Source organism: Martinezella sp. CNPSo 3890 (assembly GCF_057784455.1).
On sequence record NZ_JBXSOR010000002.1, the window covers coordinates 770,812 to 797,270 of the forward strand.

Consider the following 26,459-nt stretch of genomic DNA (forward strand, 5'->3'; position numbering starts at 1 on the left):
ACTACCTTGCTAAATGGATCAGTGATCCATATATGTGGATCGGTGATCCATTTATGAATCGGATCAGTGATCCATTAGATAGCGTCCGTCGGCGCAAATGACAACAGGCGCTGTCGACAGAGCGTAAGGAGACGTCATGGGAAAGCTTGAGGGTAAGATTGCAGTCATTACGGGTGGCGCCACCGGCATCGGTCGCGCCGCGGCGAAGCGGTTCATCGAGGAAGGCGCCTTCGTGTTCATTTTCGGCCGCCGGCAGGAAGCGCTCGATGCCGCCGTGGTCGATCTCGGGCCGAATGCCCGCGCGGTGAAGGGCTCGGTTTCCGATGAAGCCGATCTGGATCGGCTCTATGCGGCGGTAAAGGCGGAGCGCGGAACCCTTGACATCGTCTTCGCCAATGCCGGGGCGGGCAGCCCGCTTCTGCTCGGCAAGATCACCGCAGAGCATATTGACGAGACTTTCGACACTAATGTGAAAGGCACGATCTTCACGGTCCAGAAGGCGCTGCCGCTGATGGGCCGGGGCGGTTCGATCATCCTGACCGGATCGAGCGCCGGCACCACGGGCGCCCCGGCATTCAGCGCCTATAGCGCGAGCAAGGCGGCAGTGCGCAATCTCGCGCGGACCTGGGCCGAGGACCTGAAGGGCACGGGCATCCGGGTGAACGTGCTATCGCCCGGAGCGACGGCGACCGAACTCGCGAAGGAAGCGCTCGGCGAGGAGGGCCAGAAGGCCTTCGCCGCGATGACACCGCTCCAGCGCATGGCCGATCCGGCGGAGATCGGAGCAGTGGCCGCCTTCCTCGCGTCCGACGACAGCAGCTTCATGACCGCCAGTGAAGTCGCCGTCGACGGCGGCCTGGCTCAACTCTGACGTGCCCCGCACGGCCGGGTCAGTCATCCAATTATGCATACATCCACGGAAGGAAATGAAATGGCACATCCTCTCAAAGGAAAAACCGCTCTCGTAACCGGGGCGTCGCGCGGCATTGGTCGTGCCATCGCCGAGCGCCTCGCAAAGGATGGCGCGACGGTCGCGCTAACCTACAACACCTCCAAATCTGGCGCCGACGAGGTGGTGGCGGCCATCGAGAATGCTGGAGGCACCGCGTTCGCGATCCACGCGGACCTCGTTGACCCGGCGACCGTCCCGATCTTATTCGAGAGACTCGACGACGAGTTCACCAAGCGAAACGGAAGCAAAGCCCTCGACATTCTGGTCAACAACGCCGGCAACTCCGGCTGGGTTGGCTTCAAGGACGCGACGCCGGACAGTTGGGACACCCTGATCGCGGTCTATGCCCGCGCGCCCTTCTTTATCATTCAGGCGGCCCTGGAGCGTCTCGCCGACGGCGGATGCATCATCAACATCTCATCCGCCGCCGCCACGAAGCCCGTGACGGCCGCGCCTGTCTACTCGATGGCCAAGGCGGCCATCAACAACCTGACCCATGCGCTGGCGGCGGAACTGGGACCGCGCGGAATTACCGCGAACGCTGTCGCGCCCGGCTACACGCGAACGGATGTCAACGCCGCCATTCGAGAAAACCCCGAACTCGTCAAGGCGGTCGAGGCCGAAATCGCGATGGGACGCTTTGGAGAGCCTTCGGAAATCGCCGCCGTCGTCGCGTTCCTGGCCTCCGATGACGGCCATTGGGTGACGGGCCAGACAATTGAAGCAAGCGGTGGCTACAAGCTCTGACCGCGCCGAACAATCGAAGGAGAATATCATGAGCTACGCGATTATCGGCTTCGGCAAGATCGGCCGAGCTCTGGCCAAAGCGTTTTCCCGCAACGGCATCGAGGTGTCCGTTGCAACCACGCGCGACCCGGCAAGCTTCGCATCCGATGCAGCCGCGATGGGGCCCGAGATCATTCCCAAGACCCTGACAGAAGCCGTGAAGGCCGACGTTATCTTTCTAGCTGTCCGCTTCGAACAGCACCCGGACGTCGCCAAGGTGCTGTCCACGTGGCAGGGGAAGACGATCGTCGATGTGACCAATGCCTACGGCGTGCCTCCCGAGAAACTGGGAGGGCAGCCGTCGTCCAAATTCGTTGCGCAGGCCTTCTCCGGTGGAAGACTGGTCAAGGGCTTCAATCATCTGGCTGCCGCCGTGCTCGACCAAGATCCGGCCGTGCATGGTGGCAGGAGAGTCGTGTTCCTGGCGAGCGACGACGGCGGCGCGACAGCGGAGATTGCCGCGCTTGCCGAACAACTCGGTTTCGCGCCGATCAACCTTGGCGGCCTTTCGGAAGGTGGGCTGCTCGTTCAGGCGCGCGGCAACGACTGGGGTCATCTGATCTTTAAGGATCTGGTCAAGTTCGATTGAGGAATCATGCATGAGCACTATCAGCATCATTGGATCCGGCGGCATGGCCGCGGCAATCGGCGGCCTTGCCGCCAAGGCCGCGCATACCGTCGAGGTGGCCAGCCGCGATCCCGCCAAGGCGCGGGCGCTCGCCGAGCAGATCGGAGCCGGAGCGACGACAGCGACTTATGGCGCCGCTCCGACCGGGGATATCGTCGTCCTGGCAGTGCCTTACACCAGCGCCGCGGCTGTGATCGCCGATTACGGGAACTCGCTTGACGGCAAGGTGATTATCGACATCACCAACCCCGTTGCCACCGACCTTTCGGGTCTCGTCACTCCGCATGGCGGTTCTGGCGCGCACGAGATCGCCAAGCGCCTCCCTGCCCGCGCGCCTGTCGTGAAGACGTTCAACACGATCTTCGGTCACGTGCTGGCCAAGGGTGGACGCCTCGACGCGTTCATCGCAGCCGACGACACGAAGGCGAAGGCACGCGTCTCGACCTTCCTTGAAAGTCTAGGGCTCCGTCCGTTTGACGTTGGTGGCTTGCACATGGCCCAGACGCTGGAAGCGCTCGGCTTGATGATGATCAGCCTGGCCAGGAACGGCGCCGGTACCTGGGATTTCGCCATGAAAATCGATCTTGGCTGAACCATCGGCGCGGGCCGGATATTGGGAGCCCGCGCTTGACGGCATTCGTATGATTGAGACAGCGTTCCTTGCTGGCTAGGAGCGGTCATATTTGCATCGCTGACCCGCTTGAATGCTGGACGCTTGAGACCTAAATTGGCTCGATGCTTGATCATTCGTCTCAACCATTGTCGCCGTCAAATGTCCCAATGGACGCCCTAAGCGAAGTCCTGCAAGACTTTCGCTTGAGTGGCGTCAATTATGGACGCTGCGAACTCAGACATCCATGGAGCATCGCCTTTCCGCAACAACAGCTGCTTCGTTTTCACTTTGTCAGCCAGGGTCCGTGCTGGATCCATACCGAAGCGCAAGGATGGCAGGAATTGAACGATGGCGATCTGGTTCTGCTGCCGCAAGGTGTCGCACACCGGTTGGCCAGCGCGCCAGATGTCGAGGGTGACTCGCGCAAGAGCTGCCAGATAACAAGATTGGGAAGCAACGTATGCGACGTGGTGCGGGACGGAACGGGTGCGACGAGCACCCTCTTCTGCGGCTCCATGGTCTTGGGCGCGCATGCACTTAATCCCTTGATCGCCTTGATGCCGCCAATCATCAAGGGCTGTGATGTGGCCGGCAATGACCCGATCGTTGGCCCCCTGCTGGCGGCCATGTCGGCGGAGGCGACACAGCCGCAGATGGGAAGCGCGACCGTCTTGTCGCGCATGGCCGACTTGCTCGCGGCAAGGCTCATCCGCTGCTGGGTCAATTGCAGCGGGGGCTCGACCACCGGCTGGCTCGCCGCCATCCGCGATCCCCATGTCGGTCGTGTGCTGGCGGCCATGCACCGAGACCCCGGCCGTAACTGGACCCTCAAAAGTCTCGCGGGCTTGGCGGGTCAATCGCGTTCGATCTTCGCCGAGCGCTTCAATGCTATGTTAGGAGAAGGCGCGGCCCATTATCTCGCCCGTTTGCGGATGCAGCTTGCCCGCGACCTGTTGGGGCAAAGCGGCATGTCAGTCGCCGAAGTTGCTTCTCGGTTGGGCTATGAATCCGAGGCATCCTTCGCTCGCGCCTTCAAACGCATCACCAGCGTCTCACCGGGCGTTGTGCGACGCACAAGTTCCGGACGAATGGACATGGATTTCGGATTTTAGGACACATACCGTCCCGAATAGTTCGTCTATGACCTCTCCTAACTTAAGGAGATACCTATGACGGACACGACATCGCAACTTGACGGGGTAGCCATTGACCCGGATACCCCGGAACCATCCACGTGGAGCGCGGCGACCTGGTTCGCCGTCCTTTCAATGGCGGCCACCAGCTTCGCGCTGGTATCGGCTGAATTCCTGCCGGCGGGTCTGCTAACCCCGCTGGCGCGCGATCTTGCGATTACCGAGGGAACAGCCGGACAGGTCGTCACCGCCACAGCTTCCGTCGGCGCTGTCACCGCCCTATTGAGCAATGTTCTGATCGGCAGGCTGAACCGCAAGACGGTGTTGGTCGGCCTCAGCGCCTTGGCGATCGGCTCCAATGTCCTTGCGTCATTGGCGACGGACTTTTGGCTATTGTTGTTGGGCCGGGCTGGGCTGGGCATCGCGCTGAGCGGTTTCTGGGCGCTTTCAGTCGCCGTCGTGGCGCGACTGGTCGGCGCCAATTCGACGGGTCGGGGCATGGCCATCGTCACCCTCGGCGTCTCGCTCGCCACCATAGCTGCGCCCTCGGTTGGAGCTTTGATCAGCGACTGGCTGGGATGGCGCGTGGCAATGGCGATGACCGCCGGACTTGCCGCGCTCGCCTTGCTGCTGCAGGTACTGAGCTTACCGACACTGCCCGCGAGCACAAGCAACAGTCTCGCCGATGTTTTCCGGCTGACGCGGCGGCGTAGCGTTCAGCTGGGGATGCTTGCCATTCTTTTGCTGATGACGGGCCATTTTGCCGGCTCGGTCTATGTGCGTCCCTTCCTCGAACAAGTGACGCTCCTTGAAACCAGATCGATCGCCCTGGCTCTGCTTGGGTTTGGCATCGCTTCCGTGATCGGCAATGTGGCCGGTGGCCGAATGGCCGACGCCAGCATTCGCCTGGCCCTGGCTCTCACGGCGGCGCTGATGGCGTTTGCCGCGCTTGCCTTGGTGCTTTGGGGCGCTCAAACCGGTATTGCCTTCGGCCTCGTGGCGCTTTGGGGCTTCGCCTTCGGCATGGCACCGGTTGTACTGCCGACCAATCTTTCCCGCGGGGCAACCGACGCTTTGGAGGCGGCCGGCAGCCTGATGGTCGTCTCTTTTCAGGTCGCCATCAGCATCGGCGCGGTTTTCGGCGGCTATATCGTCGATCGCTATGGCGCTGTCGGCCCTCTGACGCTTACCGCCGTCCTAGCCGTATCGACACTCGCCTTGGCGCTGACACAACCTCGCGGCTAATCCTTGCTTCTGGATTGAGAAGCAACCGCGATCGAACCGAGGATGCCATGAGCCTCGGCCATCCGGCAAGCGCCGAGGGGGCAATCCATGCCAGGCCGAGTGCCGCACTTGTGGCGCTCCGAAGACGAAGCCGCCGACCATCGCCGGCGGCCTGGGCGATGCTCTTGAGCGGGTTGAACCTATTTATCATTCGTCATGCTATCATCCCTTGGTTGCGCCGGCCGTCAGACCGCCGACGAACAGGTTCTGAAAGAAGAGAAAAAGCACGGCGATCGGAACGGTCATCACCATGGATGCCGCCATGACACCACCCCAATCGGTGTTGAATTCGGTCGAGAACTCTGCAAGCCCAATCGGTAGGGTTTTGACCGACGAGTCGGTCGCAAAGCACAGTGCGAAGATAAATTCGTTCCAGGTTGTGACAAAGGCATAGACTACGACGGCGACCAGCCCGGGGGTCGACAATGGCAGCGTGATTCGGAACAGAATGCCGAGGCGCGAAGCGCCATCGATTGTCGCTGCCTCTTCAAGCTCGACTGGCAGCGCCTTGAAATAGCTGGTCAGCATCCACACGCTGAGCGGCAGGGTAATGATCATATAGACCAGGATCAGTCCCCAATAGGTGTTGACGAGATGCAGATATCGCAGCGTGATGAACAGTGGCACGATGATCGCCGCCGTCGGCAGCAATTGTCCAATCAGGACCAATGACTGCAGCAGGCGCTTGCCGCGGAAATCGAAGCGCGCAAATCCATAAGATGCGAAGATCGCCAGGATCAACGCCAGCGCGGTCGAACCGACCGAGATGATGACGCTGTTCAAGAAATAGCGGGGAATATTCGAGTTGAAGACGACGTTGATATAGTTGCCGATCGTAGGAACCGAGGGCAGCCAGTGCGGCGGCACGGTGTAGAGCTCCGGCAGCGTCTTGATGGAAGACAGCGCCATCCAGGCGAAGGGAAACAGGCAGATAAAGGCCAGCACGAGGCAGGAGGAGACGATTGCCAGGGAGCTGAAGCGGATTTTCATCGTGCCTCTCCCTCAGCGGCCGAGGACACTCTCAGATAAAGCGCGACCAGAGTGCCGGCGACGACGACGAAGATTACGGAAAGCGCGGCTGCCTGATTGAACTGAAAGCTTTCAAAGGCGAGGCGGAAGATCTGGATCGGCGTAATCAGCGTTTTATTGGCGGGCCCGCCCTTGGTAATCGCATAGATCAGCGTGATGGAGTTCAGCCCCCATATGACGAGAAGCAACGTCACCGCCACGATGACGGAGCGCACTTGCGGCAGCGTGATGTACCAGACCTCCTCGAAAAACCCCGCTCCATCCACCTTTGCTGCCTCATAAAGCTCTTTCGGGATCGCCTGCAATCCCGCGAGCACCATGATTGCGACAAAGGGGAAGAGCTTCCAGACATTGATTGCGATCAGCACTGGCATGACAGTATTGCCGTTCGTCAGCCAGCTGATCGGCGCAGGAAAGAACCCAATACCCGTCATCATATAATTGATGATGCCGAATTCAGTGTGGAACATCCACGCCCAGGTCGTGGCGGCAACGATGCCCGGCACGACCCAGGGGATCAGCGTAATCGAGCGCAACAGGGCGCGGCCCGTGAAATGCTGGTTCAGCAGGATCGCTACAGCCGTGCCCAGCACGACCTGAAAGATGATGGATCCGCCAACAAAATAGACGAGATTGAAGAAGGCCTGCCGCGTGACCGGCGCGCGCAACACGTTGGTAAAGTTTCGCACCGTCAGCGCGCCGTGCATATCGGTCGCACTGAGAAATATCGTATAGGCGACGGGATAGGCTATCAACATGGCCAGCACGATCATGGCGGGAAGAACGAACAAAAGACCGGTAGACTGGCGATCCATTAATCACCTTTTTCTCTCATCCGACCACGGCAAGCTCAATTATCGAGCAGGGCTTCAATCTCATCATTGGCCTGATCCATCGAGGCTCTTGGATCCTGATCGCCAGACAATATGCGCTGAACGCCATCAAACAGCGTCTGTGAGATCTCCACCCAATGAGGCGTATTCGGCGCGGGCCGGCCATAGGGCAGCATTGCGGCGAATTGTTTCAGCATCGGGTCCTGGAAGCGCGGCAAGTTCAGCGCCGATGCTCTGGCAGGGAAGGTGTCTGTGAAGAAACCCTGATTGTCCGATCTATTCAGAAATTGAATGAGCTTTTTGGCATCGTCCGGGTTTTTAGCCTCCTTGGGGACGACATAGCTCCAGCCGCCGATGACGGCCGCCGTCTGCCGGCCATCGGGATGGGGCGTTGCCATAGCGCCAAGCTTCAGATCGGGCCTTTCCTTGATGATCGGCGCGATATCAAACTGTCCCGTCTGGTACATGGATATCTTGCCGGCAATGAACAGTTGCCGATTGGCGATGCCATCGTTCTGGAGCGTCGAGTCCGGCGAATACTTGTTCTTGTAGAAATCCGTATAGAACTTAACGGCCGCGACTGCTTCCGGCGAGTTGACGACAGCACGTTTGCCATCGGTGCTGATAATGTCGCCACCGTTCATCCAGATCAGCGGCAGCAGGCGCGTGATCGTGTTTCCGACCTCCCCGCCTCCGGTGATCGCCATGCCGAATTTGCCGCCCGTCGTCATCCTCCCGGCGGCATCCATCCATTGATCCCAGGTCTGTGGTGGATTGGCGGGATCGAGACCGGCAGCCTTGAAGTCGTCGAGATTATAAAGAAGACCAACGCATTCGATGCGGTAGGGAATTCCGTAAAGCTTGCCTTCATAGGTGTCGTAGTTAATCGACGCCTGGTTGTAGTCGTCCTTATCCTGGATGACGTCGTCAAGCGGCTGCACGAGATCGGATTGAGCATAGCCCTGCACCCAGGGGTGCTGCACCTCGATAACATCGGGTGTGGCTCCCGATTGCAATGCTGTCAGGATGCGTTGCGGCAGGCCGTTGGCGGTGGTGATCTCCATTTTGATGGTAATGCCGGGGTTGGCCTTCTGGAAGTCCGCCGCCAACTTCTCGGCGCGAGCCTGACCCCAGTTGGGCGTCCACCAGACAACTTCGCCGGCAAAGGCGCCGCCGGCCGTCAATGCAAATACCAAGACCGTGGCGGGCGCGGCCGCTATCCTCGAACTCTTCATCGCTTGCTCCTCCGTCGCGCGGTTTCAGCGCCGCGCCTGTCTCCTTAATTCACCTCTATCCTGCGCAAGGATCGGGCGGCTCCTCTTTCCGGCCCAGGCGCGGTGAGCTCTGTCGGTCGCGACATCAGATCGCCGCTTGCGTCACCCCCCTTATTCACATGCGAATTACACAATTTCCCCCACAACTTCGCGCGGTGCCCGCCGGTGTCAATCGCGGGGAAAGGTCGCCGCGCCCGTCGCAACACCGCTGTTATTCAGGCTGCCGTCGAAAAGTGGCACATTGTGAGGTGTATAGGGATAGCGGGCGCAGGCCTCCTCAATGAGCTCCACACCCAGGCCAGGTGCTGTCGGCGCAAGAATCGAACCGTTCTCGAATTGCAGCGTTTCGCGGACAAGCTCCTTGCGCCACGCCACGTCGACGGAGACGGTTTCGAATATGGAGAAATTCGGGATCGCGACCGACATATGCAGCGTCATCGCATTCATAACCGGTCCAACGGGATTATGCGGAGCAACAGGGATCAGATGATGATGCGCCATGTGCGAGATGCGCTTTGTCTCGCCGAGACCGCCCGCATGCGAGACGTCTGGTTGGAGAACATCGACGGCTTTCTTGCTGAGCGCTTCCAGAAATTTTACCGGTTCGAACCAGCGCTCGCCGGCGGCGATCGGCACAGGGCTTGCGGCGCGAACATCGACCAACGCGTCGATGCTTTCGGGCGGCGTCGGCTCCTCGATCCAGCGCAGATCATAGGATGCGAGTTCACGACACATGGCAATCGCTGTCGGCACGTTCAGCCGGCCGTGGACGTCGAGCATGAGATCGACATCAGTGCCAACCGCATCGCGCACCGCGGCTACGATATCAATCGTCTGACGACGCTGTTGCCTGTCCATTTCCAAATCGGCGGCATCGAAGGGATCCCATTTCAGGGCGCGATAGCCCATCGCGACGGCCTTACGGGCGTTTTCGGCATATTGTTCGGGCGTCACCGCGCCGAAGAACCAGTGATTGGCATAGCAGGCGACGTGGTCACGGTATTTCCCGCCAAGCAGTTCGAAGACCGGTATACCGAGCGCCTTGCCCTTGATGTCGAGCAGCGCCGCCTCGACGGCGCCGAGCGCGGTACGAAAGACGGCGCCCGTACGCCAGTAGGAGTCGCGATGCAACTGCTCGATCGTGGCGTCGATTGCGAAGGGATCGCGGCCGATCAGAACGCGCTCCAGCTCTTCCAGAGCCGAGACGATGGTTAGCGTCTTCCATTCAAGCGTCGCCTCGCCCACGCCCTCGTAGCCCTCGTCTGTATAAAGCTTCACGAAGACAAAGTTGGTGCGCGAGACATTGGCAGTGAAAACTTTCTGCGCCGTGATCTTCATGCTTCCTCCCAGCCGATCATGCCATGCTCACAGCCGCCCATATTTCGCATAGATATCGGCGACATCACCCCCGGCGCGGATTTCGTTGCGGGAGCGATTCTCGATCGTCGTCACCTCTTCCGCCTTGGCCAGAACGATATCCACCTTGTCGGCGGGAATGACGACCACGCCGTCCATGTCGCCGAACAACCAGTCGCCAGGATTGACGCGAATCTGCGTCGTGAGCGTACCCGCCACGGCAATCGGAACCTCAATGCCGCCGATGCGCGTGCGGCCGCGGGACTCGATCGGCGAGAGATAACGGGTAAAGACCGACCAGTCCTCCATGCCCATCAGAATATTGCCGTCGCGAATGCCGCCATCGACCACGATGCCGACGGCGCCGCGCGCCTTTGAGGCAGTACTCATCAGCTCGCCCCAATGCCCGGCCTTGCGCTCACCGGCCGCTGATATAAGCACAACACAGCCCTGATACATACGGCGAAAGAAGGTAAAGCTTTTAACTTCCTCGAGATCATATTCATCGTCGCTGCGCATATCCGCTGTCACGGCGACCGTGAAAGCGGGGCCGGCGATCCGCATCGCGCGATCCAGTGCGCGAATGCCGAGATCCAGGCACTGATTGGGCAAGCCCATCTCATCCATGATGTCGTAGACTGCGGCCGTATAGAGTTTCTTGAACCGCTCGGCCCTGCCGGCGATTTCGCGAGCTTGCTTGTCCATGGCTTTCCTCCGCTGGCGGACCGCCGACAAGCCCGCCTGGATTGATCGATCTTTGTCAATCAATTCACATTTGAACATCCCTTGTTCACATTTGCATGGTAGTGGGATGGATGGAGGATTGTCAATCTCCGTCGGTAGATGGGACGGAATGAGTGTTCCGTGGGACGAAGCCGCGCCCGTCTTTGATCGCCCGGTCCTGATGGTCTCGGCTGCCGGCATGCTTCCTTCGCAGGCACGGATACCGCGCGCCTGGAGGAATTCCGCATCGCGGCGATCGAACCTCCGTCCAGCCAGCGAAGCGACGCCGATCTAAAACCGCTTTTAGGGAGGATCAGGAATGAAGATCGTTGATCTCAAATGTGCCGTCATCGGCAAGAGCCCGGTCGTGCGTATCATCACCGACGAAGGCATTTGCGGCTATGGCCAGGCGGAAACCTGGAAACCCTACCTGAAGACCCATATCCTCGCATTTCGCGAGGCGCTGGTGGGCGAGGATCCGACAGACATCGAGCGCATCATGCTGAAGATCCGCCAGCGCGGCGGCTTCAAGCCTTGGGGATCGGCGGTCAGCGTCATCGAGATGGCGCTCTGGGATACGGCCGGCAAGGCCGCTGGACTTCCGGTCTACAAGCTGCTTGGCGGCAAGGTGCGCGACCGCATTCGCGTCTATAACGGCGCGATCCGCTTTCCGCTGTTCGGCTATCGCCCGGAGGATTATGCCGACGATCTTAAGAAGATGATGGCCCTGCCAGAGGGCTTCACCATCATCAAGCAGCCGATCGGCTTTCATTCGCCGATGAAACGCGAAGTTCCGAACTTCTATTACGGCGAACCATCGGACGGTCCTTTCCACGGCGCCCTGGATCGCGGTCCGATCACCGAAAAAGGGCTTCGCCATCTTGTGGATTGCGTTGCCGCGATGAAGCAGGTCGCGGGCGAGGCGATAGGACTGGCCCTCGACTGCGGCCCGGGTTGGCTACTGCCGGACGCCATTCGTCTAGCGCGGATGGTGGAACCCTATCACCTGATGTGGCTGGAGGATCTCATCTCCGGTGACTATACGCCCTGGGTCAATGCCGGCGTCTATCGGGAATTAACACGCGTCAGCACGACACCGATCCACACCGGCGAGCAGATCTATCTGCGGCAGAATTTCAAGGAGCTGATCGAGACCCATGCGGTCAATATTATCGGGCCGGATCCTGCCGATGTCGGGGGCATCGCCGAGCTGAAATGGATCTGCGAATACGCCGACCTCCACTCGATCCTGATGGCGCCGCATGGCACCGCCAATGGTCTGCTCGGCCTTGGTGCACTGATCCAGGTCTGTGCCACGCTACCGAACAATTTCATCGCTTTCGAATACACGACCGGAGACCCGGACTGGTGGTATGACATCGTGGAGGGCCTGCCGCAGACCATTGTCCGCGATGGCTTCGTCGACGTCTTGGAGCGTCCCGGCATGGGAATCGATCTCGTGCCGGAGAAGGCAAAGCGCTATTTGGGACCGGATGATCTGAGCTTCTTCGATTGAAGTCATGCAACCCCCAAGGACGGCATGGCTAGCCGAAACCGTTTGACATCGGAAGTTTTCGATTCCTATATTTGGTCTGTTATGAACAAGATATAGTTCATATAGAAACTGATTGCGACGTTTCAGAGGAGTGAAGCGCTTGCGGTCGTAGGAGGAGGCTCATGGGAATCCGATGGAGCCGCGCCGCCCCGCATCTGGCCATTGTGCCGGCGGTGCTGTTGACGCTTGTCTTTTTCATTGGTTCGATCGGCTGGACCGTTTATCTCTCGTTCACCGCGAGCCGGCGTTTTCCGGACTACGAACTGGTCGGTTGGAAACAATATTGGCGGCTGTTTCACGACGCCTCTTGGCTGCTGTCGCTGCAAAACCTTCTCATCTTCGCCCTCGGCAGCCTGCTTTCGATCGTCCTGGGCTTCGTACTGGCGGCACTCGTCAATAAAGAAGTCCATGGAGAAGGCATCTTCCGTACGGTCTTTCTCTACCCTCTCGCCGTTTCGTTGATTGTAACGGGCCTCGTCTGGCGCTGGCTTTTCAATCCCGGTCTCGGCGTGGAAAACGTGCTTCATTCGCTCGGTTGGCAGAGCGCATCATTCAACTGGCTTGCGAGCCAGGATACGGTCATGTTCGGCGTCATTCTCGCCGCCGTCTGGCAGTCGACGGGCTTCTTCATGGCACTGATGTTGTCAGGCCTCAAATCCATCAACACGGAAATCTGGCAGGCGGCGAGACTCGATGGCGTACCTTTCTGGCGGCTCTATATCGAGGTCATCATCCCCACGATGAAGCTCACCTTCCTGACCTGTATCATTCTGCTCTGCATCGGGGTCGTGAAAGCCTATGACATCATTGTCGCCATGACCAATGCGGGACCAGGCGGCGCCTCCATCATGCCTGCCTATTTCGTTATCGACGCCTACTGGCAAAAGCAGAATCTCGGCTTCGCCTCGGCGGGCGCCACCGTCATGCTCCTGACGACCCTCGTCCTCTTTCTGCCCCTCGTCATCATCACCGTTATCCGACAGAGGAACGGGACATGACGGCCATTTCCGTGGTATCGCAGTCTGATCGCCAGGCGAAGGCACGGCGCCGTCCAATCATCCGGCCGCATCGCATCGTCATCTTCGTCTTCCTGCTGATGGCCGCAGCTTTCTTTGCAGTGCCGCTCTACGTCATCGTCGTTACGTCCTTCAAGACCATGAACCAGATCCGCGAAGGCCAGATCTTCTCCTGGCCGCACCCCTGGACGGTGGACGCCTGGGTCTATGCCTGGACACAGGCCTGCTCCGGCATGAATTGCAACGGGGTGCGCGTCGGCTTCGTCAATTCGCTCTATATTCTCGCGCCGAGCCTGGTGCTGACGATCTCGCTCTCGGTCATCACTGGCTACGGACTCGCGCTCTGGAACGTCAAATGGGCGAACGGCTTCCTGTTCGTGCTCTTCATCTGCGCCTTCGTGCCCTTCCAGATCATCATGTATCCGCTGATCAAGATTGCCGGCACGCTGCACATCTATGGCACGACCTTTGGCATCGCCGTCATCCATAGCGTCCTGTCGCTCCCCTTCTTGACGCTGATCTTCCGCAACTATTTCCGTGGGATGCCGCCGCAGATCATCGCAGCGGCGATGATTGATTCCGGCTCCTTCTGGCGAATCTTCTTCGAAATCGTGCTGCCCATGTCCGGCAACATCATGATCGTCGTTTTGATCCTGATGATCACGGGCATTTGGAACGACTTCCTGGTGGGCCTCACCTTCGGGGCGCAGGATGCGCAGCCGATGACAGTCGTGCTCAACAACATCACGGTCACGACAACGGGCGCCAAAAACTATGCGGTAGACATGGCCTCGGCTCTGCTGACCGCCCTGCCGCCACTCGCCATCTATTTCGTTCTCGGCAAGTTTTTCGTGCAGGGCATCACGGCCGGCGCCATCAAGGGATGAAAGCATGCCATCCATCTCATTCAACAATATCGTCAAGAAGTTTGGCGCACTCACCGTCATCGAGAATCTCAACCTCATTATCGGGGACGGGGATTTTCTCGTTCTTCTTGGACCGTCCGGCTGCGGCAAGACCACACTTCTCAATCTGCTGGCCGGCCTGCTCGAAATCGACAGCGGTCAGATATTCATCGGCGAACGCGATGTCAGCCATCTGGACCCGAAAGACCGGGGCCTTGCCATGGTTTTTCAGTCCTACGCGCTCTATCCGACCAAGACGGTCCGCGGAAACATGAACTTCGGTCTTTCCTCGCGCGGCATCACCAGGGCGGAAGCGGATCAGCGCATCGCTTGGGCGGCCGAGCTTTTGCAGATCGGGCACCTTCTCGATCGCAAGCCCTCCCAGCTCTCCGGCGGTCAGCGCCAGCGCGTCGCGATCGGGCGGGCTCTCGTCAAGCAATACGGCGTTTGTTTGTTCGATGAACCACTCTCCAATCTTGACGCCAAGCTACGCAACGAAATGCGGATCGAGATCAAGAAGCTGCACAACCAGCTTAAAAATACCGTTGTTTATGTGACGCATGATCAGGTCGAAGCCATGACCATGGCGACGAAAATCGCGGTGATGGACAAGGGCGTCATCCAGCAGTTCGGGACGCCGGACGAAATCTACAACGAGCCCGCCAACCTGTTCGTAGCCGATTTCGTCGGCTCGCCGGCTATGAACCTGCTCGACTGCACCATAAAAAGCAACGGTCGCGATTTCGTGGCAGCCGATGAAACAAACATCGTCGAAATCGACCTTGGGCAATACAAATGGAAGAACCGGCCAATCGACGGCGCGGCGGTCAAGATCGGCTTCCGCGCTGAGGACCTTCTGACCGAGGAGCGTAGCGATGCCGGTGATGCCATCCGCTTCGATTGTCCGGTCGAATATTTCGAAAAGTCCGGCCCTGACGCCTTCGCTTTCTTGACCTTTTCCGGCCGGAATATCGCCGTCCGCATCGACGGTCGCAGCGCCAACCGCTATCGCGGCAGGCAAGTACTGCCAATCTATCTGCCGCTCGACAAGCTGAACGTTTTCGACGCACCGAGCGGCCAACGGCTTTAGTCAAAGTCCCGTGCCGGAATTTCAAAGGGAGGAATGACGCATGAGAAGATTAAATTTTGTAGCGGGAATGTCCCTGCTGATCACCGCCGCCGCTTTTGGTGGCACCGCGCGTGCGGATGAGGTTGTTGTCTATCACACCTGGTCGAAGCCTTCCGAGATCGCAGCACTCGGCGTGCTGCGCGATGCCTGGGCCAAGGACGGGCACCAATGGAAGGACCTTTCCATCGCGCATGATTCCGGCGCCAATGTCAGCCTGATGAACATGATCACCGGCGGCAATCCGCCGGCGATCTTCATGAATTCCGATCCAGGCATCTACCGTGATCTGAACAAGCAGAATCTCGGCGTGCCACTGAACAAGCTCTTCGACAGCATCGGTGCGACGAAGAACTTCCCACCTTCGGTGCTGAAGAACATCACCGTCGACGGGCAAATCATGAAGGCGCCGGCGACCGTGCATATCGATGGCATGATTTATTATAACAAGCATGTCGCCGATGCAGTCGGCATCGATCCGAAATCCTGGACGTCGCTCGATGATCTGTTCGCCGCCTTCGATAAGGTGAAGGCCGCCGGTTATATCCCAATCGCCCAAGGCGGCGACCAATTCCAGAAGGCCTATCTGCTGCAGGCATTGATCGCGGCCGAGGAGGGCCCCGATATCTATAATCGCTTCTACGGCGAAAAGCCCGACAAGAGCGTACTCGACACACCGGAAATGCGGGCCGCACTGAAGCGATTTCGCCAGATCGCCGACCACACCGATCCCGGTTCGCCAAACCGTCAGTGGAACGACACGACGAACCTCGTGATAACAGGCAAAGCGCTGCTGCAGATCCACGGCGACTGGATGAAGGGCGAATTCTTGGCGGCGAACAAGAAGCTTGGCACCGATTTTGACTGCATGAACATTCCAGGCACCAAGGCTGTGGTCGTGACGGTCGACGCCTGGGGCTTCCTCAACACCAACAATCCGGAGACTGCCAAGGCGCAGGAAGATTTCGCCAAGCTTGATGTCGACCCTAGACTCAACGCAGAATTCGTTCTCAAGAAGGGCGCAAGCCCTGTGCGCACCGATGCCGATACCACCAATCTCGATGCGTGCAACAAACTCGTATTGGATACACTGAAAGACCCGAACAAGCAGGTCTCTAATCCCTTCAATACAGCCGATGCCGATTGGTACCGGACGATATGGGAGGAGGCCGACAAATACTGGAGCGACCCGAAGCGTACGGACGAAGACTTCATCCATGCCATGCAGGATGCCTATGATCAGATCTTCTGATCGTAAGCCTTCCCAGCTCTCGTCAGAAGAAGACCGCCCGGCTAGGGCGGCCACTCACCTATCATCGTCAGGCAGATTCGTCAGGCAGCTTCCGTGCGCAGTCTTTCGATCGCCTTCAATTGAATACAGTCAGGTGCCATTTCCATGATCTCGATCTGCGTGCCGTCGGGATCTTCGATCCACCCGCCGCGATTGCCATCGACGCCGCGGTTGGTCGGTCGCGGCTGGCTCGGTTGGATGCCGGCCTTTGCAAGCTCCGCGAATGTCTTGTCGATGTCGTCGACCGTAAGGCAGATATGGAAAATGCCAATCATGTCCGGGCCGGTTTGTGGCCGTTTCACGCCTTTTGGGAAAAGTTCGAGATACTGGTCGTCGTTGATCCTGAGATAGACGATCCACGCCTCTCCCTGCTCATTGAGCAGGCGTGTCATTTCGCGAAAGCCAAGCTTTTGGTAGAAGGAAAGCGACTTGTCGAGATCGCTCACGCGCAGGGCGATATGCCCGAGATGTCGGAACAGATCCATGGCTCATGCCTGTCCATTGATGCGGCGGATGGCCGCCGTCTGCATGGCGTTGGCGCCAAGTTGCATAAGCTCGATTCGATTGCCTTCTGGATCGGCGATCCAAGCCTGGTAGTTGTGGTCGACACCGAGCTTCTTTTCGGCCGTGAGCGTCACTCCGCGCGCCGTGATTTCGGCTATCGCCGCATCGATATCGTCGACTTCGAGGCAGAGGTGATTGTAACCAACATTGGCGAAGGGCGGTGCGCTATCGCCCACGCCATCGGGAAAGAGTTCAATGAACTGCGTGTCCGTAATGCGCAGATAGACAATCCAGAGGCGGCCGTCCCGCTCCAGCCGGAACATCTCCTCGAAACCAAGCTTGTTGACGTAAAAGTCCATCGAACGCTCGATGTCCTTTACGCTAACGGCAATATGGCCAATTGCTTTGACATTCTTCATTTCACATCCTCCTCGTTGGAAACCTCTCCGCCTGCGACGGCTGCCGTGTCGGTGAGCAGCCGTGCGCTTACCAAACCAAGGCAAACAGAAAATCGAAAGCGGCGACTGACTTGTTTATATTTGAACTGATATAAGTTCATTTATGAATTTACCGAGGATGTGTCGCGGAAGTCAACCGAGGCGAACCGCGATTGCGCCAAAAGCAAGCATTGCTTATTGAAGTGGGAGCTTTACCTGAAGAAGCCGACCAAGGTTGCGAATGAACGAGATCAGTGAAGACGCCGCACAGAAATATCGTATTCCGGTCATCGAACAGATGGTGGAAGTCTTCGCGCTATTGGAACGTACCCCAGAAGGCGCGACGATCCGTGATGTTGTCAAGGCCGTGAAGCTGTCGCGCACGACGGTTTACCGCATGTTGAACACGCTGAGCGCCCATGACTTCGTCCATCGCTCGCCTGCGGGCAGCTATACACTCGGCCGGCGGCTGCTGACGCTTGCCGCCCATGTCGCGCCGAATGTCGCAAGCTACGATCTCTTGGCGATTGCACAGCCGCATCTCAACAGGATTTCGGAGCTGACTGGCGAAGGTAGCAAGCTCACGGTGCCCTCGGGCGACAGCGTTCTCGTCGTTGCGGCTGCGCAAGGGCATGGCCAATACGCACTGACCGCGGTGGCGGGCCAGCGGCTCCCTTTTCATGCTGGTGCTGCTGGCAAGGTCCTTCTCGCCTTCGCCGCACAGGAGGATATCAATCGTCGGCTGACAAAACTCGAGCGTTTCACCAGTCACACGATTTCCGATCCGGACCGCATGCTGGAAGAACTGGAGCACATCCGCACCACTGGCTGGGCGCGGGATATAGGCGAGCAGATGTCCGGCGTTCATGCCATTGCTGCCCCTATACGCGACCATGAAAATACGGTCATCGCGGCGGTCAGCATTCCATTCGTCGCTGGTGTCGATGAGAAAAGGATCGGGGAAATCAAGCGCGCGGTGCTGTCGACGGCGGAGGCGATCACCAGAGAGATCGCTCGGGCAAAACCTTCAGCCCTGTGAGCCGAAATCATTGTCTCACCACAATTCCAAAAGGAACAATAAGGGCTATCGGTTTTGAAAGAATGGAACTTGCAGCCCTCTTCGTCGATCAGCGGATACGTCGAAATAACCGTACAATGTATCACGGAACTGACAAGATCGTTCCAAGGAGCAGTTAAGTTTTGTTTGTGCTCAGATTCGATCTGCACGAATGCAGGCTATGGGCACGCGCTTGCAAGCAAATCTGATACCTTCTGCGCACTAGATGTAATCTTGCTCACAGGAGTGACCGCGTTCGGTCGAAGGCGTTCAGCGCTATAAGCCGAGTCTGACCGTCCAGGGTGTTGCCACCTGTACTGACCGGATCAGCAACGCAAGCGCGGGTGTCGGTTCCGTTAGTGTGACTAACGCCGAGTAGTTTTCAGGTTCTTGAGAGGACTCGAACTCTCGCCATATCTGACCTTCACCGCTTCTAATCAGATCAACTGCTTGGCTTTCGAGACGGAATAGTGCATATTCTCCAGACGGGAGTTCAATTTCTTCACGTTTTTTTTTCGCGCCCTCGATCAGGACCGCTCTAAACTGCTCGGCATCTTGTGCCGTTAGCATTCCCACGCCAGTTCGAATAATTGCTTGCCACGCAGGCCCGCGCTCCCTGGCTTCCTTGTAGGCGAGCGCCAAGTCAGCAGATCGCCTTGTCTGCTGTAGGGCTTAAAAGAGCAGCGCAGCCTGGCGAAGATCCTTCTCTCGCTTTGTCAATCCGTGCCCGTCGATGTGTCTGCGGCTGGTTACTATGAGCTTATGGACTGCATAGCGGGACGGGTCAGGAACGATAACTGGGACTTCGCTTCGGTGGAGCAGCATTGTCCTGACGGGCTCCCTCATGAGGAAGTCGAGAAAGCGTAGTGGGTCGGCGCTGGCGCCGAGGGCGGGCATCATCGCCGGATGATCGATATAGTCGTCTGAATCGCGGTTCGACGTCAGGAACTCAACCCTGACCCTCGGCATTCTGAAAGGCCGCCGATCCCGATCAATGTGGAACTGGACGAAAGCTGGCGTCGCCGGCCCGCAGCAGCTCAAGGATCGGAGGCAGACTATCTTCAACCCCTCGACTGATGGCATAATCTTGAGCGATTTCGGCATCGCCGGTTAGGATTGCAGCCATGGGAAGGCGGGCGCCCAGCAATCCCGAATAGTACTGAAAGGCTACCGTGCCGATGAGAACACTCCCGAGCCGAACAAGACCACCATTGGCAAGAGCCTCAACGATGTCTCCCGACATGGCATCAGGGGCGATCATGCCGCCGCCGCGTGTCAGGATATTTACCAAACGTCTGCGAGCGCGTAGATCGTCCTTGTCCCGCCTATGATCAGCGACACGCCGCGCGATGTCCGGATCGTCAGCAGGACCGACGTAACGCCGTTTCGTACTGTCATGGCCATCTGGGATGTCGAATTACCAATAGTTTCGCCCCTTGATGTTCGCCGGAGTGAACCGACCCTCGGGAGGAAAATCGGCTGTGCAAGCGGCATCGAGCGAGCGCTGACCGAATTCGGCGAGCATCGTCTGATAATGAGGTCGATGGATTTCATAGGCTCGACTCCGGCGTTATACTGTTTTTGAAAAACAGTATAACAATCGAAGAAAAAGTCGCGAGATGTCGTCAGTGGCGGCATAGCCATCCTGACGATCCGACAATCATTGTGCTGCAGCGAGAATTCCAACGATGACAATTCTCTGCCGTTGTTCGTACCTTTGTTGGAGGCCTGTGAATATCTTGCTGATCAGGATAGTCTGGGTGGGTTAACCACTTTATTAGCACATTCAAACGCGGTTTTGGCTGTCAACAAATCCGAGTTTGCATAAGGGCCAGTCTCGCCTCCCGGCGGAAATGATCAGCCATGAAGAAAAGCGCTGGCATCTTAATGTACAAAGAGGCGGAAAGCGGTTTTTTGGTCCTGCTTGTCCACCCAGGCGGCCCCTTCTGGCACAAGCGAGATGAGGGCGCGTGGTCCATTCCCAAGGGCGAGTATAAGGAGGATGAGGAAGCTGAGGCCGCGGCCCGGCGGGAATTTGCCGAAGAAATGGGACACGTGCCCGAAGGCAAGCTGCAACCGCTTGGCCAATTACGCCAGAAGAGCGGTAAGCATGTCATTGCCTTTGCGCTGGAGGGGGAATTCGACACCTCCAGCCTGCGCAGCAACATGTTCGAAATCGAGTGGCCGCCGCGAAGCGGACGCATGCAAGCATTCCCCGAGGTCGATCGTGCCGAGTGGTTCGCCCTGGCCGAGGCGCGCCAAAAGATCGTCAGCGGCCAGGCCCCCTTCCTGGAACGTCTGGAGGAGCTCCATGTGGCAGCCGCGCGACGCGTCGTCGACCAGACGGGCAAAAAGTAATGCTGTATCATAGCTGTGGCGAACTCCGAGATCGCCGGCTGACATTCTAACAACAGGGCGTCGACGTTCGCGAAAAATGACAATTTACTTGACCAGGATCAGGGTTTATCGCCGCCGCCCAGTGTCCAGTGTCTCCCATGGATATTTTCGATCCTTGGGAGAAGATCATGACTTCGATCGGCATAAAACTTGTTACCTCGACCGAGCCGGTCGCGGTTAATGGGAAATTGCGACTGTGCGCGCCAATGAAAGTTTACTTTACCCCGGACAAATTCTGGCAATTCGAGGTTCTACCGGGGAGCTCCATGACGCACTAGATCTCAGGGAGGGCGGGCGTCATGGCGGTGGAAGAGCTGACGAAGACTATTACAAACGCGAACAACAATATTGCGTTCTGTGGGATTGCGCCTGACGTTATAAAGACACCGCCACGTCGTGCGACAACGTGAAAGGCGGATAACGATGCTTCCGCGGTCGGGAAAGTAGGAAGCGGCGTCTCAACGGCCGATGTGAGGGCGAAAGCAATCGTTTCACCCCTTGCTGCAACACCACTTTTACAGATCACGACCCACGGTCAGCAAAATCGGAGCCGTTGATGTGATGAGATTCGAACGCGCAATCACTTTGGCCGCTCGCCAAGTCCTCGAAATCCCTGATAATGTCCTTTACCATGGAAATGGGAGAACACACTGGCGCGCGTATCGATCTCGAATGAAGATGCTCCGAAAGGAGGACAATGTTGCCGTGCAGCGTCATCTTTTTCTCTTCCTTGCCACTTTCCAATCTCACCTCACACATTCGGACGGAGGGTGAGAGGGAAGAGGATTGATAATAGTTGATAAACGGCCTATCTTCTTTCATCACATTCGATGGAGTACAGCATGATTAGTGCCGATCTGGGAAAGCAGCTCGAAAGCTATATCCAGCAGCTCGTTGACACAGGTCGCTATGGCTCGAAAAGCGAAGTCCTGCGGGAAGGTGTGCGACTGGTCCAAGACCGCGAGACCCGACTTGCCGCGTTGGATGCTTCCGTCATGCGCGGCATTGCCGATGCCGACGCGGGGCGAACGAGGCCAGCGAACGATGTGTTCGAGCGACTTGAGGCAAAATACCGCGCGATGGCTGACCAGGCCGAATAATCGGTATGATCCTTGAGTTTTCCAACGAGGCGGAAAGCGATCTTGAGCAGATCGCCGACTATATCGCACGGGACAATCCCTGGCGCGCCCTTTCATTCGTTCGAGAGCTGCGGAGCAAGTGTGAAGATCTCGCCGATAATCCGAACGGCTTCGCGCTTGTGCCCCGCTACGAACACCATGGTATCCGCCGCCGCGTTCATGGCAATTATCTGATCTTTTACCGCGTCGAAAACGCGAAGGTGGTCATCATCCATGTGTTGCATGGCGCTACCGACTATGGCGCCATCCTGTTCGGTGATTAAGTCCGGTCGGCCTTGGACAATCTCTCTCCAAACCGCTGGGCTATGCGGCGATTTTATACGTCCCGGCATCCTCCCGCGCTAAGGTGGCGAGCGCCCCCCTCGACCTCACGCAATGCTTTGCGCTTCTTCGCGTGTTCATCAATGAAGCCGAATACACCGCCCCGCCGGGACTGATAGGATACGAGACGGCGCCGGCAATCGTCCAACTCCTGGCGATAGCGTTCCCGCTCCACCTCGAACCCGTCCATCCATGCTGGAACTGCTGCGGCTAACTACCCTTTATTTGGCTCGAGAACATACACAACTTCGCCACGTGGCGAGGTGTCTCAACATGCAATTGCACCTACCAGTCAGTCCAGTACTTGAAGATCAACGTGCGTCCAGTTGGCGCAAACACGCATTTCATTTAAAGCATAAGCTTGCCGACGAACGGTCAAGAATGGACCTATGCGATGGTGGATATCGCCTACCCCTCGCGGAACGTTTCGGCGGCGGCGTATCTTTCCGCTGAGCTCGTCCGTCTTAGGTGTTGATAGGCGGTCGTCCTTAGCATCGCCTCCAAACCAATGGACAAAGCCGCGTCACCAGGCACGCCGATGGCCAGCCCTTCGCGGTATCAGACGATCAGCAGTAACGATTTCTTGCGCAAGGACGTCCCCTTGACGTTCTTCATTAAGGGACCACCTCAAGGGTAGGGTTAGAGCGTCATATATGCGTGTGGCGAATATCCTCAAAGGATCCCCGAGCTCCGGCGAGCGGTGGCTCGCAGAAACAAAGCAACGCAAACAAGGAGATGATCATGAAATGGCATGCACCGAAGTTTATTGAAGTCAGCTGTGGCATGGAAATCAATCGTTACGCTCCGGCGGACGGCGGCGAACCCATTCTGTTCTGAGCCCGCAACACGTGCGGCACGAGGCCGACAAGTTGCGTTTTCTCGTGCTTGGCGCGGCAGCCGGTGGTGGGTTGCCGCAATGGAACTGCGGCTGCCTTAACTGCAATATGGCGCGAGACCCCAGCGCGGCGCTCAGTCCGCAGACCCAATCGTCCCTCGCTGCCACGCTGGATGGAGAGAACTGGACGATCATGAATGCCTCTCCCGACATCCGCCAGCAACTTATCGATAACCGTCCACTCTCCCCGAAGAGTTTGCGAGATACGCCGATCGAAAGCGTCATCATCACTAACGGGGACATCGACCATATCGCCGGTCTTCTGGTGCTGAGGGAAAGCCAGAGTTTCAAGCTGTTCACCAGTCCCTCCGTGGCAAACATCTTAGGCGACAATCCTATCTTCCGTGCGCTGAATCCGGCTTTTGTTGCCATAAGCGCAGCAAATCTGGACCACCCCTTCCAGCCGCTTGCCGGCATGTCGGCGACGCTGTTTGCCGTACCGGGCAAGGTTCCGCTTTTCATGGAGACAGACGATTTGCAGATCGGGATCGAAAACGACCTGACCATCGGTGTCGAAATCGTCGTAGGAGATGCGAGAGCCTACTACATTCCCGGCTGTGCCCAGATCACCGATGCGCTTGCTGCGCGCCTTGATGGTGCGTCGCTGGTATTCTTCGACGGCACGGTTTTCAGCGACGATGAGATGATCGTAACGGGAACCGGTCATAAGACCGGACGGCGCATGGGTCACATCCCGATCAGCGGCGCGGAAGGCAGTCTGGAAGTTCTTTCCCGACTGAACATCCCCCGCAAGATTTACGTTCATATCAATAACACCAATCCGATCTGGCGACATAGCCCGGAACGAGACTTCGTTCTGGAACATGGCTTTGAGATAGCCCGGGATGGCATGGAGGTGACGCTTGCCCTCGACCCCTGACAAAGCCGAATTCGAACGCCGCCTGAAGGCAATCGGCGCGGAGCGCTACCACGACAAGCATCCGTTTCACCGAATGCTGCACGGCGGTGAATGTACCATGACCCAGGTGCGGGCCTGGGTGATCAATCGCTATTATTACCAAAGCCGGATACCGATGAAGGACGCAGCGTTCATGTCTCGTGTCGAAGATCCGGAGCTGCGTCGCATCTGGCGACGACGCATTGAGGATCATGATGGCGGCATCGAAGAAGGCGGCGGGATCCGCCGCTGGCTCAAACTCGCGGAGGCGGTTGGCCTTGATCCCGACTACGTGGCCTCCACCAAGGGCGTTCTCGCCGCAACGCGGTTTGCGGTCGATGCCTATGTTTCCTTCGTTCGTGAAAAGCCGATGCTTGAGGCCGTCGCCTCATCGCTAACGGAGATGTTTGCGCCGGCGATCCATGCGGATCGTATTGCCGGCCTGCTTAAACATTATGGCTTCGCGAACGATGCCGCACTCTCCTATTTCCGCCAGCGACTGAACGAGGCGCCGCAGGAGGTTGCTTTCGGCCTTTCCTATGTGCTGGACAATGCGGACACGACAGAGAAGCAGAATGCAGCGGCGGCGGCGCTCACCTTCAAGACAGATGTCCTATGGTCACAGTTGGACGCCCTTTATTCCGCTTATGTAGCGCCGGCGCGGATCCCCCCGGGCGCCTGGGATGGATTTGAAGCCGTGACGCCGGGAACTGTCTCCGACCGGACGGCAGCCTTGGGAGCTGCATCATGACAGGCGACGCGCCGCTTATCGGTCCCTTCTCCATCGTCAAGCTCTCCCGTGGCGTGCGACTACGGGAAGATAACGTCCGAAATCAGATGGTTCTTCTGGCTCCGGAACGCGCAATTGCGTTGGATGACATCGCGTTAGCGATCGTCCAGGCTCTTGACGGGCATAAAACACTCGACGACATCGCCTCCGATTTTGCACAACAGTTCGAGGCTCCGAAGGAGCAGGTGCTTGGCGACATCCTCTCGTTCGTCCGGGAATTTGCCAACCGGCGGATGCTGGAGGCAGTCGAATGAATGCGAATACGCGTCAGCGATTTCCTTTGCCGGAGGCGAGGCGAGCACCGCCTCCGATGGCGATGTTGGCGGAGTTGACGCATCGCTGTCCGCTCGCCTGCCCTTATTGTTCCAATCCGCTGGAGCTGACGAAACCGAACGATGAGCTATCGACCGACGAGTGGATTGAGACATTCCGTCAAGCAGCTAATATTGGCGTTCTTCATCTGCATTTGTCCGGTGGAGAGCCAGCATCACGTCGCGATCTCGTCGAACTTGCGGCTGCCGCGACCTCGTTCGGGCTTTACACCAACCTTATCACGTCAGGCGTCGGCTTGACGCGCGAAAGAGTGGAGGCGCTCAGCGCTGCAGGCCTTGATCATATCCAACTGTCGATCCAGGGCGCGACACCCGAGAAAGCCGATCTAGTCGGCGGTTATAAAGGTGGTTATGCGCGGAAGATCGAGGTCGCGGAATGGGTGCGCTCTACGGGCCTGCCCTTGACCGTCAATGCAGTTTGCCACCGACAGAATATGGACGAACTTGAAAGCATGATTTCGCTGGCTGTCGAACTCGGGGCACGACGACTTGAGGTCGCGACTGTTCAGTTCCATGGATGGGCCGAGCTTAACCGGCAGGCGCTAATGCCAAGTGCAAACCAGGCCTCCAAGGCAAAAGCGGTTGTCGAAAGGGCGCGCGAAAAACTCGAAGGCATTTTGGTGATCGATTACGTGCCTGCCGATTATCATGCGCGATATCCAAAAGCTTGCATGGGCGGATGGGGCAGAATTGGCCTCAATGTTACGCCCGCAGGTCTTGTCCTGCCCTGCCACGCTGCAGAGACGATTCCTGGCCTGAGCTTTGAGAATGTTCGCGAAAAACCTCTTGCTGAGATCTGGTATGATGGCAGCGCCTTTAACACCTATCGCGGCGATGAATGGATGGAAGAGCCGTGCCGGAGTTGTGACCGCAAGCATATCGATTTCGGGGGCTGCCGCTGTCAAGCTATGGCATTGGCAGGCGATGCCAACGCTACCGATCCCGTCTGTGTCCTTTCAACGCTACGCTGGATCGTCGACGAAAGGGTAGCCGCGTCGGGGGAAATGGACTTGCAACCGTACCTCTACCGCGGACGGAAGGCTTCCTGCCGGCGTTCAAACTCATAAACTCGCACACCTTTGAGAATCTTAGGCTTGTCAAAGCAACCTAAAATCAATTCTCTCGGAGCTTTGGAAAGAGGGACCGCCGAACCTGCTGTCGCCACCCCTGTTTAACGTCCTCAAA

General features: G+C 58.1%; 27 protein-coding genes and 1 pseudogene. 20 read left to right on the forward strand and 8 right to left on the reverse strand.

Annotated elements, in window-relative coordinates:
• Nucleotides 1–136: 136 nt before the first annotated feature.
• The 6 genes from AC13RC_RS09700 (at nucleotide 137) to AC13RC_RS09725 (ending at nucleotide 5,357) form a co-directional block, all read left to right on the forward strand.
• Entirely contained in the window at nucleotides 137–871 is a 735-nt protein-coding gene (locus tag AC13RC_RS09700) for an SDR family NAD(P)-dependent oxidoreductase (protein ID WP_488557003.1), read from the forward strand.
• A gap of 60 nt (nucleotides 872–931) precedes the next feature.
• Nucleotides 932–1,699, forward strand: coding sequence for an SDR family NAD(P)-dependent oxidoreductase (locus AC13RC_RS09705; RefSeq protein WP_488557004.1), 768 nt, complete (start codon nucleotides 932–934; stop codon nucleotides 1,697–1,699).
• Nucleotides 1,683–2,327, forward strand: a complete 645-nt coding sequence (locus AC13RC_RS09710; RefSeq protein ID WP_488557005.1) for an NADPH-dependent F420 reductase — start codon at nucleotides 1,683–1,685, stop codon at nucleotides 2,325–2,327. Before AC13RC_RS09705 ends, AC13RC_RS09710 begins: the two co-directional genes overlap by 17 nt.
• Nucleotides 2,328–2,337: 10 nt before the next feature.
• Nucleotides 2,338–2,958, forward strand: a complete 621-nt coding sequence (locus AC13RC_RS09715) for an NADPH-dependent F420 reductase (protein WP_488557006.1) — start codon at nucleotides 2,338–2,340, stop codon at nucleotides 2,956–2,958.
• Between the two features lie 143 nt (nucleotides 2,959–3,101).
• Complete coding sequence (locus tag AC13RC_RS09720) at nucleotides 3,102–4,091, forward strand: AraC family transcriptional regulator (protein WP_162748844.1); 990 nt, start codon at nucleotides 3,102–3,104, stop codon at nucleotides 4,089–4,091.
• Nucleotides 4,092–4,148: 57 nt separating this feature from the next.
• Complete coding sequence (locus AC13RC_RS09725) at nucleotides 4,149–5,357, forward strand: MFS transporter (protein ID WP_488557007.1); 1,209 nt, start codon at nucleotides 4,149–4,151, stop codon at nucleotides 5,355–5,357.
• Between the two features lie 201 nt (nucleotides 5,358–5,558).
• On the opposite strand, the gene AC13RC_RS09730 is transcribed toward AC13RC_RS09725, so the two are convergent.
• The 5 genes from AC13RC_RS09730 to AC13RC_RS09750 form a co-directional block, all read right to left on the reverse strand.
• On the reverse strand, nucleotides 5,559–6,386 hold the full coding sequence (locus tag AC13RC_RS09730; RefSeq protein WP_488557008.1) for a carbohydrate ABC transporter permease: 828 nt from the start codon (nucleotides 6,384–6,386) through the stop codon (nucleotides 5,559–5,561).
• On the reverse strand, nucleotides 6,383–7,240 hold the full coding sequence (locus AC13RC_RS09735; protein ID WP_488557009.1) for a carbohydrate ABC transporter permease: 858 nt from the start codon (nucleotides 7,238–7,240) through the stop codon (nucleotides 6,383–6,385). The genes AC13RC_RS09730 and AC13RC_RS09735 overlap by 4 nt, the downstream gene beginning before the upstream one ends.
• A 35-nt stretch (nucleotides 7,241–7,275) precedes the next feature.
• Entirely contained in the window at nucleotides 7,276–8,493 is a 1,218-nt protein-coding gene (locus AC13RC_RS09740; protein ID WP_488557010.1) for an ABC transporter substrate-binding protein, read from the reverse strand.
• Between the two features lie 207 nt (nucleotides 8,494–8,700).
• On the reverse strand, nucleotides 8,701–9,870 hold the full coding sequence (locus tag AC13RC_RS09745) for a mandelate racemase/muconate lactonizing enzyme family protein (protein ID WP_488557011.1): 1,170 nt from the start codon (nucleotides 9,868–9,870) through the stop codon (nucleotides 8,701–8,703).
• A 27-nt stretch (nucleotides 9,871–9,897) separates the two neighbouring features.
• Nucleotides 9,898–10,593 carry an RraA family protein gene (locus AC13RC_RS09750; protein ID WP_488557012.1) on the reverse strand — a complete coding sequence of 232 codons (696 nt, stop codon included), beginning with the start codon at nucleotides 10,591–10,593 and terminating at the stop codon, nucleotides 9,898–9,900.
• 337 nt (nucleotides 10,594–10,930) lie between these two features.
• Here AC13RC_RS09750 and AC13RC_RS09755 point away from each other — a divergent pair, with 337 nt between their 5' ends.
• From AC13RC_RS09755 to AC13RC_RS09775, 5 genes are all read left to right on the forward strand, one after another.
• Complete coding sequence (locus tag AC13RC_RS09755; RefSeq protein ID WP_488557013.1) at nucleotides 10,931–12,127, forward strand: mandelate racemase/muconate lactonizing enzyme family protein; 1,197 nt, start codon at nucleotides 10,931–10,933, stop codon at nucleotides 12,125–12,127.
• A 161-nt stretch (nucleotides 12,128–12,288) separates the two neighbouring features.
• Nucleotides 12,289–13,164, forward strand: coding sequence for a carbohydrate ABC transporter permease (locus AC13RC_RS09760; protein WP_488557014.1), 876 nt, complete (start codon nucleotides 12,289–12,291; stop codon nucleotides 13,162–13,164).
• Nucleotides 13,161–14,069 carry a carbohydrate ABC transporter permease gene (locus AC13RC_RS09765; RefSeq protein ID WP_488557015.1) on the forward strand — a complete coding sequence of 303 codons (909 nt, stop codon included), beginning with the start codon at nucleotides 13,161–13,163 and terminating at the stop codon, nucleotides 14,067–14,069. The genes AC13RC_RS09760 and AC13RC_RS09765 overlap by 4 nt, the downstream gene beginning before the upstream one ends.
• A gap of 4 nt (nucleotides 14,070–14,073) precedes the next feature.
• Complete coding sequence (locus tag AC13RC_RS09770) at nucleotides 14,074–15,177, forward strand: ABC transporter ATP-binding protein (protein ID WP_488557016.1); 1,104 nt, start codon at nucleotides 14,074–14,076, stop codon at nucleotides 15,175–15,177.
• A gap of 40 nt (nucleotides 15,178–15,217) precedes the next feature.
• Nucleotides 15,218–16,465, forward strand: a complete 1,248-nt coding sequence (locus tag AC13RC_RS09775; protein ID WP_488557017.1) for an ABC transporter substrate-binding protein — start codon at nucleotides 15,218–15,220, stop codon at nucleotides 16,463–16,465.
• A gap of 80 nt (nucleotides 16,466–16,545) precedes the next feature.
• On the opposite strand, the gene AC13RC_RS09780 is transcribed toward AC13RC_RS09775, so the two are convergent.
• Nucleotides 16,546–16,989 carry a VOC family protein gene (locus AC13RC_RS09780; RefSeq protein ID WP_488557018.1) on the reverse strand — a complete coding sequence of 148 codons (444 nt, stop codon included), beginning with the start codon at nucleotides 16,987–16,989 and terminating at the stop codon, nucleotides 16,546–16,548.
• Nucleotides 16,990–16,992: 3 nt separating this feature from the next.
• Nucleotides 16,993–17,427 carry a VOC family protein gene (locus tag AC13RC_RS09785; RefSeq protein WP_488557019.1) on the reverse strand — a complete coding sequence of 145 codons (435 nt, stop codon included), beginning with the start codon at nucleotides 17,425–17,427 and terminating at the stop codon, nucleotides 16,993–16,995.
• 259 nt (nucleotides 17,428–17,686) lie between these two features.
• Between AC13RC_RS09785 and AC13RC_RS09790 the strand changes: the two genes are divergently transcribed.
• Nucleotides 17,687–18,484, forward strand: coding sequence for an IclR family transcriptional regulator (locus AC13RC_RS09790; protein WP_488557020.1), 798 nt, complete (start codon nucleotides 17,687–17,689; stop codon nucleotides 18,482–18,484).
• Nucleotides 18,485–18,979: 495 nt separating this feature from the next.
• Here the strand turns inward: AC13RC_RS09790 and AC13RC_RS09795 are convergent.
• A pseudogene (locus AC13RC_RS09795) lies at nucleotides 18,980–20,056 on the reverse strand (nucleotidyltransferase family protein); the annotation flags it as partial.
• 309 nt (nucleotides 20,057–20,365) lie between these two features.
• On the opposite strand from AC13RC_RS09795, the gene AC13RC_RS09800 reads away from it, so the two are divergent.
• The 8 genes from AC13RC_RS09800 to pqqE all read left to right on the forward strand — a co-directional run bounded on the left by AC13RC_RS09800 (nucleotide 20,366) and on the right by pqqE (nucleotide 26,341).
• Nucleotides 20,366–20,860, forward strand: coding sequence for an NUDIX hydrolase (locus tag AC13RC_RS09800; protein WP_488557021.1), 495 nt, complete (start codon nucleotides 20,366–20,368; stop codon nucleotides 20,858–20,860).
• Between the two features lie 881 nt (nucleotides 20,861–21,741).
• The gene (locus AC13RC_RS09805; protein WP_113391326.1) at nucleotides 21,742–21,999 is read left to right on the forward strand and encodes a type II toxin-antitoxin system ParD family antitoxin; all 258 of its coding nucleotides are present in this window, start codon (nucleotides 21,742–21,744) and stop codon (nucleotides 21,997–21,999) included.
• A 5-nt stretch (nucleotides 22,000–22,004) separates the two neighbouring features.
• Entirely contained in the window at nucleotides 22,005–22,301 is a 297-nt protein-coding gene (locus tag AC13RC_RS09810; RefSeq protein WP_488557022.1) for a type II toxin-antitoxin system RelE/ParE family toxin, read from the forward strand.
• Between the two features lie 799 nt (nucleotides 22,302–23,100).
• The gene (pqqA, locus tag AC13RC_RS09815; protein ID WP_069614208.1) at nucleotides 23,101–23,196 is read left to right on the forward strand and encodes a pyrroloquinoline quinone precursor peptide PqqA; all 96 of its coding nucleotides are present in this window, start codon (nucleotides 23,101–23,103) and stop codon (nucleotides 23,194–23,196) included.
• A gap of 32 nt (nucleotides 23,197–23,228) precedes the next feature.
• Nucleotides 23,229–24,134, forward strand: coding sequence for a pyrroloquinoline quinone biosynthesis protein PqqB (pqqB, locus tag AC13RC_RS09820; protein WP_488557023.1), 906 nt, complete (start codon nucleotides 23,229–23,231; stop codon nucleotides 24,132–24,134).
• On the forward strand, nucleotides 24,118–24,903 hold the full coding sequence (pqqC, locus tag AC13RC_RS09825) for a pyrroloquinoline-quinone synthase PqqC (protein WP_113355818.1): 786 nt from the start codon (nucleotides 24,118–24,120) through the stop codon (nucleotides 24,901–24,903). The genes pqqB and pqqC overlap by 17 nt, the downstream gene beginning before the upstream one ends.
• Nucleotides 24,900–25,196: a pyrroloquinoline quinone biosynthesis peptide chaperone PqqD gene (gene pqqD / locus AC13RC_RS09830; RefSeq protein ID WP_488557024.1), complete on the forward strand. Its 297-nt coding sequence runs from the start codon at nucleotides 24,900–24,902 to the stop codon at nucleotides 25,194–25,196. Before pqqC ends, pqqD begins: the two co-directional genes overlap by 4 nt.
• Nucleotides 25,193–26,341: a pyrroloquinoline quinone biosynthesis protein PqqE gene (gene pqqE, locus AC13RC_RS09835; RefSeq protein ID WP_113355820.1), complete on the forward strand. Its 1,149-nt coding sequence runs from the start codon at nucleotides 25,193–25,195 to the stop codon at nucleotides 26,339–26,341. Before pqqD ends, pqqE begins: the two co-directional genes overlap by 4 nt.
• Nucleotides 26,342–26,459 lie beyond the last annotated feature (118 nt).

Coding starts and splice junctions, on each gene's coding strand:
- AC13RC_RS09790 (WP_488557020.1), top strand. CDS start 17,687: ATGAACGAGATCAGTGAAGACGCCGCACAGAAATATCGTATTCCGGTC.
- AC13RC_RS09810 (WP_488557022.1), top strand. CDS start 22,005: ATGATCCTTGAGTTTTCCAACGAGGCGGAAAGCGATCTTGAGCAGATC.
- pqqD (WP_488557024.1), top strand. CDS start 24,900: ATGACAGGCGACGCGCCGCTTATCGGTCCCTTCTCCATCGTCAAGCTC.
- AC13RC_RS09720 (WP_162748844.1), top strand. CDS start 3,102: ATGCTTGATCATTCGTCTCAACCATTGTCGCCGTCAAATGTCCCAATG.
- AC13RC_RS09785 (WP_488557019.1), bottom strand. CDS start 17,427: ATGAAGAATGTCAAAGCAATTGGCCATATTGCCGTTAGCGTAAAGGAC.
- AC13RC_RS09780 (WP_488557018.1), bottom strand. CDS start 16,989: ATGGATCTGTTCCGACATCTCGGGCATATCGCCCTGCGCGTGAGCGAT.
- AC13RC_RS09725 (WP_488557007.1), top strand. CDS start 4,149: ATGACGGACACGACATCGCAACTTGACGGGGTAGCCATTGACCCGGAT.
- AC13RC_RS09745 (WP_488557011.1), bottom strand. CDS start 9,870: ATGAAGATCACGGCGCAGAAAGTTTTCACTGCCAATGTCTCGCGCACC.
- AC13RC_RS09775 (WP_488557017.1), top strand. CDS start 15,218: ATGAGAAGATTAAATTTTGTAGCGGGAATGTCCCTGCTGATCACCGCC.
- AC13RC_RS09755 (WP_488557013.1), top strand. CDS start 10,931: ATGAAGATCGTTGATCTCAAATGTGCCGTCATCGGCAAGAGCCCGGTC.
- AC13RC_RS09735 (WP_488557009.1), bottom strand. CDS start 7,240: ATGGATCGCCAGTCTACCGGTCTTTTGTTCGTTCTTCCCGCCATGATC.
- AC13RC_RS09800 (WP_488557021.1), top strand. CDS start 20,366: ATGAAGAAAAGCGCTGGCATCTTAATGTACAAAGAGGCGGAAAGCGGT.
- pqqE (WP_113355820.1), top strand. CDS start 25,193: ATGAATGCGAATACGCGTCAGCGATTTCCTTTGCCGGAGGCGAGGCGA.
- AC13RC_RS09700 (WP_488557003.1), top strand. CDS start 137: ATGGGAAAGCTTGAGGGTAAGATTGCAGTCATTACGGGTGGCGCCACC.
- AC13RC_RS09750 (WP_488557012.1), bottom strand. CDS start 10,593: ATGGACAAGCAAGCTCGCGAAATCGCCGGCAGGGCCGAGCGGTTCAAG.
- AC13RC_RS09715 (WP_488557006.1), top strand. CDS start 2,338: ATGAGCACTATCAGCATCATTGGATCCGGCGGCATGGCCGCGGCAATC.
- pqqA (WP_069614208.1), top strand. CDS start 23,101: ATGAAATGGCATGCACCGAAGTTTATTGAAGTCAGCTGTGGCATGGAA.
- AC13RC_RS09760 (WP_488557014.1), top strand. CDS start 12,289: ATGGGAATCCGATGGAGCCGCGCCGCCCCGCATCTGGCCATTGTGCCG.
- AC13RC_RS09805 (WP_113391326.1), top strand. CDS start 21,742: ATGATTAGTGCCGATCTGGGAAAGCAGCTCGAAAGCTATATCCAGCAG.
- AC13RC_RS09765 (WP_488557015.1), top strand. CDS start 13,161: ATGACGGCCATTTCCGTGGTATCGCAGTCTGATCGCCAGGCGAAGGCA.
- AC13RC_RS09730 (WP_488557008.1), bottom strand. CDS start 6,386: ATGAAAATCCGCTTCAGCTCCCTGGCAATCGTCTCCTCCTGCCTCGTG.
- AC13RC_RS09740 (WP_488557010.1), bottom strand. CDS start 8,493: ATGAAGAGTTCGAGGATAGCGGCCGCGCCCGCCACGGTCTTGGTATTT.
- AC13RC_RS09705 (WP_488557004.1), top strand. CDS start 932: ATGGCACATCCTCTCAAAGGAAAAACCGCTCTCGTAACCGGGGCGTCG.
- AC13RC_RS09770 (WP_488557016.1), top strand. CDS start 14,074: ATGCCATCCATCTCATTCAACAATATCGTCAAGAAGTTTGGCGCACTC.